At 45.4% G+C, this 13,681-nt stretch carries 10 protein-coding genes; 4 read left to right on the plus strand and 6 right to left on the minus strand.

The window, feature by feature from the left end:
• Window positions 1-34 precede the first annotated feature (34 nt).
• Both ppdK and H171_RS14790 read right to left on the minus strand, forming a co-directional pair.
• Window positions 35-2,659 carry a pyruvate, phosphate dikinase gene (gene ppdK, locus H171_RS14785; protein ID WP_100305838.1) on the minus strand — a complete coding sequence of 875 codons (2,625 nt, stop codon included), beginning with the start codon at window positions 2,657-2,659 and terminating at the stop codon, window positions 35-37.
• 267 nt (window positions 2,660-2,926) lie between these two features.
• Window positions 2,927-4,258, minus strand: a complete 1,332-nt coding sequence (locus tag H171_RS14790; RefSeq protein ID WP_100305839.1) for an MATE family efflux transporter — start codon at window positions 4,256-4,258, stop codon at window positions 2,927-2,929.
• Between the two features lie 235 nt (window positions 4,259-4,493).
• Between H171_RS14790 and H171_RS14795 the strand changes: the two genes are divergently transcribed.
• The 4 genes from H171_RS14795 (at window position 4,494) to H171_RS14810 (ending at window position 9,608) form a co-directional block, all read left to right on the plus strand.
• Complete coding sequence (locus tag H171_RS14795) at window positions 4,494-5,657, plus strand: BMP family lipoprotein (protein WP_100305840.1); 1,164 nt, start codon at window positions 4,494-4,496, stop codon at window positions 5,655-5,657.
• 359 nt (window positions 5,658-6,016) lie between these two features.
• On the plus strand, window positions 6,017-7,552 hold the full coding sequence (locus H171_RS14800) for an ABC transporter ATP-binding protein (RefSeq protein ID WP_100305841.1): 1,536 nt from the start codon (window positions 6,017-6,019) through the stop codon (window positions 7,550-7,552).
• Complete coding sequence (locus H171_RS14805; RefSeq protein ID WP_100305842.1) at window positions 7,549-8,658, plus strand: ABC transporter permease; 1,110 nt, start codon at window positions 7,549-7,551, stop codon at window positions 8,656-8,658. Before H171_RS14800 ends, H171_RS14805 begins: the two co-directional genes overlap by 4 nt.
• Window positions 8,655-9,608, plus strand: a complete 954-nt coding sequence (locus H171_RS14810; RefSeq protein WP_100305843.1) for an ABC transporter permease — start codon at window positions 8,655-8,657, stop codon at window positions 9,606-9,608. Before H171_RS14805 ends, H171_RS14810 begins: the two co-directional genes overlap by 4 nt.
• 125 nt (window positions 9,609-9,733) lie before the next feature.
• Here the strand turns inward: H171_RS14810 and H171_RS14815 are convergent, their stop codons facing one another.
• The 4 genes from H171_RS14815 to era form a co-directional block, all read right to left on the minus strand.
• Window positions 9,734-11,122, minus strand: coding sequence for a glycine--tRNA ligase (locus tag H171_RS14815; protein WP_025231588.1), 1,389 nt, complete (start codon window positions 11,120-11,122; stop codon window positions 9,734-9,736).
• 14 nt (window positions 11,123-11,136) lie between these two features.
• Complete coding sequence (locus tag H171_RS14820) at window positions 11,137-11,766, minus strand: hypothetical protein (protein WP_100305844.1); 630 nt, start codon at window positions 11,764-11,766, stop codon at window positions 11,137-11,139.
• A gap of 298 nt (window positions 11,767-12,064) precedes the next feature.
• Window positions 12,065-12,730 carry a DNA repair protein RecO gene (gene recO / locus H171_RS14825; protein ID WP_100305845.1) on the minus strand — a complete coding sequence of 222 codons (666 nt, stop codon included), beginning with the start codon at window positions 12,728-12,730 and terminating at the stop codon, window positions 12,065-12,067.
• A gap of 15 nt (window positions 12,731-12,745) precedes the next feature.
• Window positions 12,746-13,651, minus strand: a complete 906-nt coding sequence (gene era / locus H171_RS14830) for a GTPase Era (RefSeq protein WP_100305846.1) — start codon at window positions 13,649-13,651, stop codon at window positions 12,746-12,748.
• Window positions 13,652-13,681 lie beyond the last annotated feature (30 nt).

Here is a 13,681-nt window from a genome sequence, read left to right on the forward strand (position 1 = left end):
AGCATCATAAAGGAAACATATTTTTTAGTTTTCCTTAATTGTTAAGTGCTGCCTGTGCTGCTGCCAGTTTTGCAATCGGCACACGGAATGGAGAACAGGATACATAATCCAGACCAATCTTATGGCAGAACTCTACGGAAGAAGGATCTCCGCCGTGCTCGCCGCAGATACCAACATGCATCTCCGGACGAACGCCCTTGCCTAACTTAATTGCTGTTTCCATAAGCTTGCCTACGCCGGTCTGATCCAGTTTTGCAAATGGGTCATTCTCGAAGATCTTGGTGTCATAGTAAGCATTTAAGAACTTGCCTGCATCGTCACGTGAGAAGCCATAGGTCATCTGAGTTAAGTCATTGGTTCCGAAGCAGAAGAATTCTGCCTCTTTGGCAATGTCATCAGCGGTCAGGCATGCTCTTGGGATCTCGATCATGGTACCTACTTCATATTTTAAGCTGCTTCCTGCTGCAGCGATCTCTGCGTCAGCAGTTTCAACTACGATCTTCTTAACAAACTTTAATTCCTTCTCATCACAGATCAGCGGAATCATGATTTCCGGGCAAACGTTCCAGTCAGCATGTGCTTTCTGAACGTTGATGGCTGCACGGATCACTGCCTTTGTCTGCATCTTTGCGATCTCAGGATAGGTAACTGTCAGACGGCATCCACGATGTCCCATCATCGGGTTAAACTCGTGTAAGGAATCAATGATGCTCTTGATCTGAGCAACAGTCTTGCCCTGGGTATCTGCCAGCTTCTTAATGTCGTCTTCCTCTGTTGGAACGAACTCATGCAGAGGCGGATCTAAGAAACGGATGGTAACAGGATTACCTTCCAATGCTTCGTAAAGCTTTTCAAAATCATCCTGCTGTACAGGAAGGATCTTTTCAAGAGCTGCTTCTCTTTCCGCAACGGTATCGGAGCAGATCATCTCGCGGAATGCGTCGATTCTGTCTCCTTCAAAGAACATATGCTCGGTACGGCAAAGGCCGATTCCTTCTGCTCCCAGTTCTCTTGCTTTTCTTGCATCAGCAGGTGTGTCAGCATTGGTTCTTACTTTCAGCCTTCTGTACTTGTCTGCCCATGCCATGATTCTTCCGAATTCACCGATAATGGCTGCGTCTACTGTCGGAATGATTCCGTCATAGATCTTTCCGGTAGATCCATCAAGGGATAAGAAGTCTCCTTCATGATATTCCTTGCCTGACAGGACGAATTTCTTATTTTCTTCATCCATAACGATTTCGGAACAGCCGGATACACAGCATGTACCCATTCCACGTGCAACAACTGCTGCATGAGAAGTCATACCGCCGCGTACGGTTAAGATACCCTGAGCTGCTTTCATTCCTTCAATATCTTCCGGTGAGGTCTCAAGACGAACCAGTACAACCTTCTCGCCTCTTTCATGCCATGCTTTTGCATCGTCAGCCGTAAATACGATCTTACCGCATGCAGCTCCTGGAGATGCTGCCAGAGCCTTTCCAATCGGTTCTGTCTTCTTTAATGCATCTGTATCAAACTGAGGATGGAGTAAGGTATCCAAGTTTCTTGGATCGATCATCTTAACTGCCTTTTCCTCTGAAATCATGCCTTCGTCAACCAGATCACAAGCAATCTTTAAAGCAGCCTTAGCTGTTCTCTTGCCGTTACGGGTCTGAAGCATGTAAAGGGTTCTATCTTCAATGGTAAATTCCATATCCTGCATATCTCTGTAGTGATCTTCCAGCTTATTGCAGATTCCTACGAACTGCTCATAGGCTTCCGGCATAACTTCCTTTAACTGGTCAATCTTCTGCGGTGTGCGGATACCGGCAACTACGTCCTCACCCTGTGCGTTCATTAAGAACTCACCCATAAGGTGCCGTTCGCCGGTTGCTGGGTCACGGGTAAATGCAACACCGGTACCGGAGGTCTCGCCCATGTTACCGAACGCCATCATCTGAACGTTAACAGCAGTACCCCAGGAATATGGGATATCGTTGTCGCGGCGGTATACGTTTGCTCTCGGGTTGTTCCAGGAACGGAAAACAGCCTTGATCGCTTCCATCAGCTGTAACTTTGGATCTGTCGGGAAATCAGCACCGATCTTTTCCTTATACTCAGCCTGGAACTGTTTTGCGAGCTCCTTTAAATCCTCAGCTGTTAAATCTACGTCCTCTGTGATTCCTTTTTCTTCCTTCATCTTATCGATGAGCTCTTCAAAGAACTTTTTCCCCACTTCCATAACGACGTCGGAGAACATCTGGATAAATCTGCGGTAACAGTCCCATGCCCAACGAGGATTACCGGATTTTGCAGCCAGAACTTCCACTACTTCTTCATTCAAACCAAGGTTTAAGATGGTGTCCATCATACCTGGCATAGATGCTCTTGCACCGGAACGAACAGAAACCAGAAGAGGATTTTCCTTATCGCCGAACTTCTTTCCGGTGATCTCTTCCATCTTAGTGATGTGTTCCATGATCTGGTCCATGATCTCATCGTTAATCTTCTCGCCGTCATCATAATACTGAGTACAAGCCTCTGTTGTTATGGTAAATCCCTGGGGAACCGGAAGGCCTAAATTTGTCATCTCTGCCAAGTTGGCGCCTTTTCCTCCTAACAGGTTTTTCATGCTTGCATTACCTTCGGTAAACAAATAAACCCATTTTCTTGCCATAAGTAAATTTCCTCCTCAAAATGTGTTGGTTGTCCAGCTTTTCTGCCGGATACATTCGCAAAAAAGCCCTGCAAATATTATAGCATAATTCATACGCTAGTAAAGGGGGTTTCTTTAATTATTCCCAAAAATTAGCTCTTTTTTCGATACAATTACCATGAAAGTACTTCCATATTCAGTCATTTTCCGATATGCGATTTTAGTTCGTATATACGAATTTTCCATTTGAAAATCCACGTTTTACCCCCAAAATTTTACAAAATAAATTCAAAATTTTTCAGTTAAAACAGACTTTTTTTCTTTCAGCAACACCAGGCAGATCCCCAGCGTCAAAAATTCTGACACCGGCATAACGGTCCAGATCCCGATTACCCCAAATGCCATTGGAAGAAGAAATACAAGAACGCTGCTTAAGATAAGTCCCCGCATCAGGCAGATGAACAAAGCCTTTCCCGGATTTAGTACCGACTGGAACCAGGTGCTGAACAAGATGTTAAATCCCATGGGAAGAAATGACAGGAAATAAATTCTGACAGCAGGAACCGACATGCCTAAAATCTCATTCGCAGGCTTAACAAAGGCCTCTGTTACCATAGCCGGGAAAAGCATACCCACTCCCACAAACAGCACACCGGCAACGCATGCGGCCAATTCTCCCATGCGGCGTGTTTCCTTTAACCTCTCCATTTTTCCGGCCCCGTAATTCATGGCCAGAATGGGTTGGGAGGCCTGCGAGATACCATTATTAATAGAAGCAACAATCAAGGCGCTGTTGGATATGATACCGTACACCACCACTCCAAGATCGCCAACGTAAGCCAAAAGCTGGCGGTTAAATAAAAACATGACGATTCCGCTGCACGTTTCTAATAAGAAACTGGAAAGGCCGTTTACCACGATTTCCCCTGCTTTTCTCCATTTGAAGCCAAGGGCGATTTTTAAGGAACTTCCCTTGGAAAAGAAATGGGTTAGCAGGATGCCAAGAGTCAGGCAGGAGCCGATCACAGTGGCCGCCGCCGCTCCTGCCATTCCCATATTCATAGGAAAGATAAAAATATAATCCAGGAGCACATTGGTGACACCGCCGGTGATCACGGCAGTCATTGCCAATTTAGGAGCTCTGTCATTTCTGACAAAGGCCTGAAGGAAAGAAGAAAGCAGGAATACAGGCGCCCCCCATACCAGTATCCTTCCATATTCCCTGACATATAGATCCATGGTTTCATTTCTTCCCAGAAATTTTGTCACAGGGTCAAACAGCAGATGCCCTGCCGTCACATAGAACACGCCGGCAGCTGCTGCCATGCAGAGTGCAGCCGTAAAATATTCCCTGGCCCCATGCTCATCTCCCTTTCCCTTGGAAATGGACAAGAGCACACCCCCGCCTACGCCAAACAGCAGGCCGGTTCCGAAAAACAGACTGTATAAGGGCAGAAGAAGGTTTAAAGCAGCAATTCCGATGGCGCCTACTCCCCGTCCGATCATCAGGGTGTCCGCCAATATATATATAGAAGTAACCAGAGTGGCGCTGATGGATGGCATCAGATACCTTAAAAATAACTTCTTCACCGGTTCTTCCAGTAAATTTGCCTTTTTCATAAAAATCCTCCTTTTTTATTCTTTAAACATTCTATCATTTTTCGTTTAAATAACAAGTAATATCAGAGAATATCCGTCCATATTAAATGGTTAAGGAATATATTCCATAAAATGCTCGATTATTTTTTGATTTTTTCTGTAAAATTACACCAAATGAGATTGTTTCCAGAACGAAAATGTGATACATTAGTGGTATCTCTGAAAATTAATCAAAAACAGGAGGAAAAACAAGATTATGAAAAAGAGAGCATTAGCATTAGCAATGGCAGTCATGATGACTGCAGCATTAAGTGGATGTGGATCTTCCAATCAAGGCGGCGCTACCACAGCTGCACCGGAAACCACAACTGCTGCTGAAAAAACGGCAGAGACAACAGCCGCAGCTTCAGAAAAATCTGACAACGGGTATGAGCTTGCATTGGTTACAGACTTAGGAACCATTGATGATAAGTCCTTTAATCAGGGCGCTTGGGAAGGCATGAAGAAGTATGCGGAGGAAAACAACATTTCCTACAAATACTACCAGCCCCAGGAAGGTACTACTGATTCCTATCTTGAGACCATCGGCCTTGCCATCGAAGGCGGCGCCAAGTTAGTTGTTTGCCCAGGATTCTTATTTGAAGAGCCTGTATTCCTTGCTCAGGATCAGCACAAAGATGTTCATTTCATCCTTCTGGATGGCGAACCTCACAATGGTGATTATTCAGAATTCAGAACAGAGGCTAATGTTATGCCGATCCTCTTCCAGGAAGACGAGCCTGGATTCTTAGCAGGCTATGCAGCAGTGAAAGACGGTTATACTAAGCTTGGTTTCTTAGGCGGTATGGCAGTTCCTGCAGTTATCCGTTATGGCTACGGATTTGCAGAAGGCGCTGACGTTGCAGCTAAGGAAATGGGAATCGACAACATAGAAATCATGTACAACTACACAGGTGCATTTGCCGCTACACCGGAAGCTCAGTCCATGGCAGCTTCCTGGTACCAGAACGGAACCGAAGTGATCTTTGGATGCGGAGGCGCAGTTGGCAACTCCGTTATGGCTGCTGCTGAAGAAAAAGGCACGAAGGTTATCGGCGTTGACGTTGACCAGAGCTATGAATCCAATACTGTTATCACCTCAGCGATGAAAGAGCTGTCCGTTTCCGTTTACGATGGAGTAAAGGCATTCTATGACAATTCTTTCCCAGGCGGAAAAACCAGCATCTTCTCAGCAAAGAACAATGGTATCGGACTTCCAATGGAAACTTCCAAATTCACCAAGTTCACACAGCAGGATTATGATGCAATCTTTACTCAGTTAAAAGACGGTAAGATCGAACTTGTACAGCCTTCCCAGGATAACAACAATCCTACGGTTGACTTAAAGCTTGAAAAGACAAAAATTAACTTTGTAGAATAATCTGCAAAAGAAGCGCCATTCGGGTAAACCTTTAAGCCCAAACAGCGCGGGCTAGAAAGAGGAATACCTTCCAGGCATACCTATATGCCCAAATAGCGTGGGCGGGAAAGAGGAATACCTTCCAGGCATACCTATATGCCCAAATAGCGTGGGCGGGAAAGAGGAATACCTTCCAGGCATACCTATATGCCCAAATAGCGTGGGCGGGAAAGAGGAAAGGAGATGCCGTTTGATTCACCAGTCAGAACAGACCTGGTCTCTTACGGCATCTCTTTTTTATTTCTCATAAAACAGAAAAATACCACGGTGTATTTTATTAACCAGGTCCCATAGATAGGTACCGAATTAAGGGGGATTTTATGGACTACATTATTGAGATGCTTCACATCACGAAAGAATTTCCTGGTATCATCGCCAATGATGACATTACTCTGCAATTAAAGAAAGGCGAGATACATGCTCTGCTTGGTGAAAACGGCGCGGGAAAATCCACGCTCATGAGTGTCTTATTCGGCCTGTACCAGCCGGAAAAAGGCGTCATAAAGGTCAGAGGAAAAGAAGAAAAGATAACAGGGCCGCTGGATGCCAATGCCCTGGGTATTGGCATGGTTCATCAGCATTTTAAGCTGGTAGAGAATTTTACCGTACTTCAGAATATTGTACTGGGCATTGAAACGACAAAACGCGGGTTTTTAAAGATGGATGATGCCCGTAAAAAGGTTATGGATTTAAGTGAGAAATACAAATTATTCGTGGACCCGGATGCGATCATATCGGACATTACTGTTGGCATGCAGCAAAGGGTCGAGATTTTAAAAATGCTTTATCGTGACAACGAAATCATGATTTTTGATGAACCCACCGCGGTTCTTACTCCTCAGGAAATTGAGGAACTGATGCAGATCATGAAAGATCTGGTAAAGGAAGGAAAGTCCATCCTGTTTATCACCCACAAGCTCAATGAAATCAAGGCGGTTGCGGACCGCTGTTCTGTCCTGCGCCGCGGTAAATATATTGGAACGGTAGAGGTAGCAGAAACGACACCTGAAGAAATGTCAGAGATGATGGTTGGCCGAAAGGTAAATCTGACCGTTGACAAGAATCCTTCAAAGCCCGGTGAAGTTGTGCTGGAGGTAAAGGATCTTTCGGTGGAGGCTAAAAGAGAAGGCCAGACAAAAAAGATGGTCCATGATGTCTCCTTCAAGGTAAAAAGAGGTGAGATCGTCTGTATTGCCGGCATCGACGGCAATGGCCAGACAGAGCTTATCCATGCCATTACCGGCATTTCCGATATGAGCTCCGGTACCGTTACCATCAACGGGGAAGACGTGACGAAAAAGAGCATCCGTTACAAAAATACCCATGGTTTGTCTCACATACCGGAGGACCGGCACAAACACGGCCTTGTCCTGGATTATAACCTGGCCTACAACCTGGTTCTTCAACAGTATTTTGAAAAGGACTTCCAAAGCAACACCTTCTTAAAAAATGACAAGATCTATGAATATGCGGAAAAGCTGATCCAGGATTATGATATAAGAAGCAGTGAAGGCTCCTTTACTACTGCCCGCAGCATGTCTGGCGGAAACCAGCAAAAGGCTATTGTAGCAAGGGAGATCTCCAAGGCTCCTGATATCCTGCTGGCAGTTCAGCCCACCCGTGGCTTAGACGTAGGAGCCATTGAATACATTCACCGCCAGCTGATAAAGCAAAGAGATGCGGGTGCCGCCATTCTCTTGGTATCCCTGGAATTAGATGAAGTCATGAATTTAAGCGACCGGATTCTGGTCATGTTTGAAGGCGGAATCGTAGCCGACCTAAATCCTAAGAACGTTACGGTTCAGGAATTGGGTCTTTATATGGCAGGCGCAAAGAAAGAAGGTGGCAAATCATGAAACCGAAACAAATAAAGGACCATACAGGAATTCTTTCTTCCATTTTTGCCATTGTGCTTGGATTGATCGTAGGCCTGATCATTCTGTTCCTTTGCAATCCGAAGCAGGCTCTTCCTGGATTTGCAACGATTTTATCAGGAGCATTTACTCATGGAGCCAAGGGCGTTGGACAGGTGTTTTATTATGCAACTCCTATTATCCTCACCGGACTTTCTGTGGGGTTTGCCTTCAAGACAGGGCTTTTCAACATCGGGACTCCCGGTCAGTTTATCATGGGGGGATTTGGCGCTGTCTATGTGGGAATCCTCTGGACATCCTTAGGGCCGGCTCACTGGATCGTCGCTCTTCTTGCCAGCGTCATCTTAGGCGCTGTGTGGGGCCTTGTACCAGGACTTTTAAAGGCTTATTTTAATGTAAATGAAGTAATTGCTTCTATTATGATGAACTACATCGGCATGTATCTGGTTAACTGGATCGTGAAAAGTTATAAACCCTTATTTAATAACCTGCGAAATGAATCCCGGAATGTGGCAGCAACAGCCAACATTCCAAAGATGGGACTTGATAAGATATTCCCGGGTTCCAGTGTTAACGGCGGAATCCTCATTGCAATCCTTACGGTGATTGTGATCTGGCTCCTTCTTAACAAGACAACCTTTGGTTATGAATTAAAGGCTGTGGGCTTTAACCGGGATGCCAGTAAATATGCTGGTATTAATGAAAAAAAGAGCATTATTTTATCTATGGTAATCGCAGGAGCCATTGCAGGACTTGCAGGCGGGCTCTTGTATCTGGCAGGTACCGGAAAGCACATTGAAATCAAGGATGTGCTGGCATCGGAAGGCTTTACCGGCATTTCCGTTGCACTGCTGGGCTTAAGCAACCCCATCGGAGTTCTCTTCTCCGGCATCTTTATCGCTTACCTGACAGCCGGAGGATTTTACTTACAGCTGTTTGAATTTTCAACGGAAATCATTGATATCATCGTTGCAGTTATCATTTATTTCAGCGCCTTTGCCCTTATGGTAAAGATTATTCTTGCTAAAATTCATAGGCAGAAAAGCGAAAAAGCAGAAGCAGCTAAGGAAGGAGGAACGAAATCATGAGCGTAATTTATTTCATTTTTCAGCAGACCATGTATTTCATGATTCCTCTCATGATCGTAGCTTTGGGAGCCATGTTCTCTGAGCGAAGCGGAATCATCAACATTGCTTTGGAAGGAATCATGACCATGGGAGCCTTTACCGGAATCCTGTTCATTCATTTTACAGGCGGCACCATGAATGGACAGCTCCAGCTCATCATTGCGGTCTTAATCTCCATGGCAACCGGTATGGTATTTTCCCTGTTCCACGCCTACGCTTCCATTAACATGAAGTCCAATCAGGTAATCAGCGGTACTGCATTAAACATGTTCGCCCCCGCATTTGCCATCTTCGTGGCCCGTGTTATTCAGGGAGTACAGCAGGTTCAGTTTAACAACACCTTCCGCATTTCATCCGTTCCGTTATTGGGAAAGATACCGTTTTTTGGTCCTCTCCTGTTCCAGAACGCTTATATTACCACTTATATAGGCATTGCAATCTTTTTGCTTTCAACCATTGTTCTTTATAAAACCCGGTTTGGTTTAAGGCTCCGGTCCTGCGGCGAGCATCCCCAGGCGGCTGATTCCGCCGGAATTAACGTATATCGGATGCAGTATGCAGGTGTTATGATCTCCGGCGCCCTTGGCGGACTTGGCGGACTGGTCTTTGTAGTTCCCACCTCCACCAATTTTAACGCAGACGTAGCCGGATACGGTTTCCTGGCTCTGGCTGTATTGATCTTCGGCCAGTGGAAGCCGGTCAATATCATGTTTGCCTCCCTTTTCTTCGGGCTCATGAAGGCTATCGCATCAGCCTATTCCGGAATCCCATTCTTAAGCGCAATGGGCATTCCAAGTTACTTCTATAAGATGATACCTTATATTATCACCTTGATCGTGCTGATCTTCACTTCCAGAAACTCTCAGGCTCCTAAGGCAGAGGGTATTCCTTATGATAAAGGTCAGAGATAGAAGGCAGGGTTCAAAGGCAGAGATAAGAGACTGAGTTAAAAAGATGGAGAAAGAGGCATATGCCTCTTTCTCCATCTTTTTATTAATTATTTGAACTGATGCCTGTTAAATAAACAGGATCATGTTTAGAAACGGAACTTATCCTCAAAGTAGCTCTTCAGCTCTGCAATGGGAACTCTTACCTGTTCCATAGTATCACGGTCACGGACGGTTACGGCGAAATCTTCCTCTGAATCGAAATCATAAGTAACGCAGAATGGAGTACCGATCTCATCCTGTCTTCTATAACGCTTTCCGATGTTGCCTCTGTCATCGAATTCACAGTTATAATATTTGCAAAGCTCTTCATATACCTTTTCAGCGCCTTCATTCAGCTTCTTGGAAAGAGGAAGAACACCGATCTTAACAGGAGCTATGGCAGGGTGGAAATGAAGTACTGTACGTACATCTCCTTCTGCAATCTCTTCTTCATCGTATGCAGCACAAAGGAATGCAAGGGTCACACGGTCAGCTCCTAAAGAAGGCTCTACTACATAGGGGATGTACCGTTCTTTCTTTTCGTCGTCAAAATATGTCATATCCTGTCCGGACGTGTTCTGGTGCTGGTTTAAGTCGTAATCGGTCCTGTCTGCGATTCCCCATAACTCGCCCCATCCGAACGGGAACAGGAATTCAATGTCAGAGGTTGCCTTGCTGTAGAAAGAAAGTTCTTCCTTCTCATGATCCCTTACACGCATCTCGTCTTCTTTGATTCCCAGGGTCTGCAGCCAGTTGATGCAGAATTCTTTCCAGTATGCGAACCATTCCAGATCTGTATCCGGTTCACAGAAAAACTCCAGCTCCATCTGCTCAAATTCTCTGGTACGGAAAGTGAAGTTTCCTGGAGTGATCTCGTTACGGAAGGATTTACCTACCTGTCCGATACCAAATGGTATTTTTTTGCGGGATGTTCTCTGTACGTTTTTGAAGTTTACGAAAATACCCTGGGCTGTTTCTGGTCTTAAGTATACGGTATTTTTGGCATCTTCGGTTACTCCCTGGAAGGTCTTGAACATCAGGTTAAACTGACGGATATCTGTGAAATCATGCTTACCGCAGCTTGGGCAGCAGATGTTCTTCTCATCAATATAGCTCTTCATCTCTTCCTGGGACCAGGCATCAACAGAGCCTTCAATGGTGATATTGTTCTCAGCCATATAATCTTCAATCAGTTTATCTGCACGGAAACGCTCCTTACATGCCTTGCAGTCCATCAGTGGGTCGGAAAAACCGCCTAAATGTCCGGAAGCAACCCAGGTCTGGGAGTTCATCAGGATGGCACAGTCTACGCCTACGTTATATGGGCTTTCCTGAATAAATTTCTGCCACCATGCTTTTTTTACATTGTTTTTAAGTTCTACACCTAAGTTGCCGTAATCCCAGGTATTTGCAAGGCCGCCGTAAATTTCGGAGCCAGGATATACAAATCCTCTTGATTTTGCTAGTCCCACAATCTTTTCCATTGTCTTTTCCATGATCTTAACCTCTCTTATTTAAAAATGATGTAATTTTTCCCTTGTGCTGTCTGAACGGTATAGCGATCTTTTATAACTGCATTCTTGGAAACAAATAAAAGCCTTCCCTGGGTTTGTATTGTTACCGGTTGGGGTGTCTCCACGACGATGGCAAAGCTATCCCCTTTGTTGGACAAAGCTTTTTTTTCTGCCGGTTTTCCATCAGAGGCTTTTACAAATGCCACCCCTTCTGATTCACTCTGCTCCAGGACATCGGACAAACGGGTCACTGTAATGGAATCTACCTGGTTTTCTTTGTCCTCATACTGGGATGCAAAGCCTGCTAAGTCACTTCCAGATGCATAGTGGAAAACCATTTTGGCATTACCGTTTTCCATGGTACAGGAATCAAGGGTTACCGCTCCTTGGCCATGGGACTCGTTATATCCGGAAACAGCTTCTTCCAGATAGGCTTTCAATTCTTCTGCATGATAATAATCCTGTTCCGCATAGGTTTCCACCGTGGCGGTCTGAAGGGTTCCTTCTTCTGTTACATAAATTCTGCTGCTCTCCGTATTCAAGGTGCCGCCGCCGCTCCTGCCTAAGCAGCCTGTCAGCATTCCGGCGGCTAGAATGGCAGCCAGAAAGGCTTTCTTTTTTTTCATCCATTTCCCTCCTGCATTGAATTCTTTGTTACGCGGATTCGGGTGGTGGTTATGAAACTGAAGTGTTGGTTTGAATTGGTGTTGTGTTGGGTGTAATAGTGCGGACCGTGAGGATATAGTGCAGCACGTTAGTCCGCAGGGCAGCCCGTGAAGCCGCAGGCTTCACGGGCTCACGGGCGTTCGCCCTATGAATCAGGGCACGAGAAAATTTTCTTATGTGCAAGCACAACGAAAATTTTCTCGTGCCCTGATTCGCACTGCTCATAGCATTCTTGAACATTATACCAAACCCCACCTGTCATTTCAATACTTTCCATCCAGTCATAGTGTGTAAAATATTCAGCGAGTGAAATTCCTTGTCCACATAGCGCTTCTTATTGATCTCCACACAGCGGACGAATTCCTCCAGCACCGGATCCGTCAAAGTAAAGGTGTATAGGTGCTCTGCCGGAGAGGCGATTACATATTCCCATGCATAGCTTGCCGAATCACTGACAGAGCAGGGAGGGGTCTCTGTGTATTCTCCGTTTAACACCATTGCTTTCAGTTCAAAAATCCTCTGTACCAGCTCATTTTTCAGAGCTGGTTTTAAAAGCGCCCGGATCGACTGGTATAGTAGCTTTAAAACACCTGTTCCGTCCATATTCTCCCTGGCGTAATAATCGGCCAGTTCCAGAAAATAGGATCCATAGCAGGTTCCTTCCACATCCAGGGATAATGCTTCAAAATAATTGGTGATCTCCGCCGACCGAAGAGTATAGGAATCCCTGCCCTCATATAAGGAAAACTGCCCGAAGGCAAAGGGGCGGCTTACCGCCATGAATGGACTCCCCGGTCTTCTTGCCCCTCTGGCAAATGCGGTGATCTTTCCTCTTTCCCTGGTGAGTATCACAAGGCGCTTATCCATTTCTCCGACCGGGGTCACTTTTATTACCATCCCCGTCATGGTTTCAACTTCCCTCAATTCCTACCACCACTTTTAAATGTCTTTTTCATTATATCCATAATTTTTCATATACAGCTCGCTGTCCCGCCATTCTTTCCGGACCTTGACCCAAAGCTGTAGATTTACCTTTGTATCCATCAGAGCTTCTATTTCCCTGCGGGCTGAGCTTCCGATCTTTTTCAGCATGGAACCGCCTTTTCCAATGATGATCCCCTTGTGGGATTCCCGCTCACAGATAATTTCGGCTTCAATATCCATGATGCCGTTATCCCGCTCCTTCATCTTCTCAATCGTGACCGCGATCCCGTGAGGTATCTCATCATTTAAAAGACGAAGGGCTTTTTCCCTGATAAGCTCCGCTGAAATCTGACGCATGGGCTGATCTGTTACCGTATCCTCGTCGTAATACTGAGGCCCCTTTGGAAGATATTTATAGATGAGTTCCAGCATCAGGTCCGTATTTTTGTCCTTTAGAGCGGAAACAGGCACGATCTCAGCAAACTGGCAGACATCTTTATATGCACTTATAAAGGTTAAGATATCCTCCTGGTTCTTCACTGTGTCAATTTTATTAATAACAAGGATCACAGGAGTTTTTACCTGGCTTAACTGCTCCGCGATATGCTGCTCCCCGGCCCCGATGTAGGTAGTCGGTTCTACCAGCCAGAGCACCACATCCACTTCTTTTAAGGTGCGCTCCGCTACGCTTACCATATATTCGCCCAGCTTGTTTTTTGCTTTATGAATTCCGGGAGTATCAAGGAAGATGATCTGTCCTCTCTCATCCGTATACACGGTCTGGATGCGGTTTCTGGTTGTCTGGGGCTTATCGGAAGTGATGGCGATCTTCTGGCCGATGAGATGGTTCATCAGGGTGGACTTTCCAACATTGGGACGTCCGATCAGGGTAACAAAACCTGATTTATAGTTGTTTTCCATATAGGGGGTTCCTTTCCTCTTTCGTGTCCA

The sequence above is a fragment of the [Clostridium] celerecrescens 18A genome, assembly GCF_002797975.1.
In the GTDB taxonomy this organism is placed as follows: Bacteria; Bacillota; Clostridia; order Lachnospirales; family Lachnospiraceae; genus Lacrimispora; species Lacrimispora celerecrescens.

Bases quoted from the DNA above. Each gene is read 5' to 3' on its own strand.
- ppdK (WP_100305838.1), bottom strand. From the start codon at position 2,659: ATGGCAAGAAAATGGGTTTATTTGTTTACCGAAGGTAATGCAAGCATG.
- H171_RS14790 (WP_100305839.1), bottom strand. From the start codon at position 4,258: ATGAAAAAGGCAAATTTACTGGAAGAACCGGTGAAGAAGTTATTTTTA.
- H171_RS14795 (WP_100305840.1), top strand. From the start codon at position 4,494: ATGAAAAAGAGAGCATTAGCATTAGCAATGGCAGTCATGATGACTGCA.
- H171_RS14800 (WP_100305841.1), top strand. From the start codon at position 6,017: ATGGACTACATTATTGAGATGCTTCACATCACGAAAGAATTTCCTGGT.
- H171_RS14805 (WP_100305842.1), top strand. From the start codon at position 7,549: ATGAAACCGAAACAAATAAAGGACCATACAGGAATTCTTTCTTCCATT.
- H171_RS14810 (WP_100305843.1), top strand. From the start codon at position 8,655: ATGAGCGTAATTTATTTCATTTTTCAGCAGACCATGTATTTCATGATT.
- H171_RS14815 (WP_025231588.1), bottom strand. From the start codon at position 11,122: ATGGAAAAGACAATGGAAAAGATTGTGGGACTAGCAAAATCAAGAGGA.
- H171_RS14820 (WP_100305844.1), bottom strand. From the start codon at position 11,766: ATGAAAAAAAAGAAAGCCTTTCTGGCTGCCATTCTAGCCGCCGGAATG.
- era (WP_100305846.1), bottom strand. From the start codon at position 13,651: ATGGAAAACAACTATAAATCAGGTTTTGTTACCCTGATCGGACGTCCC.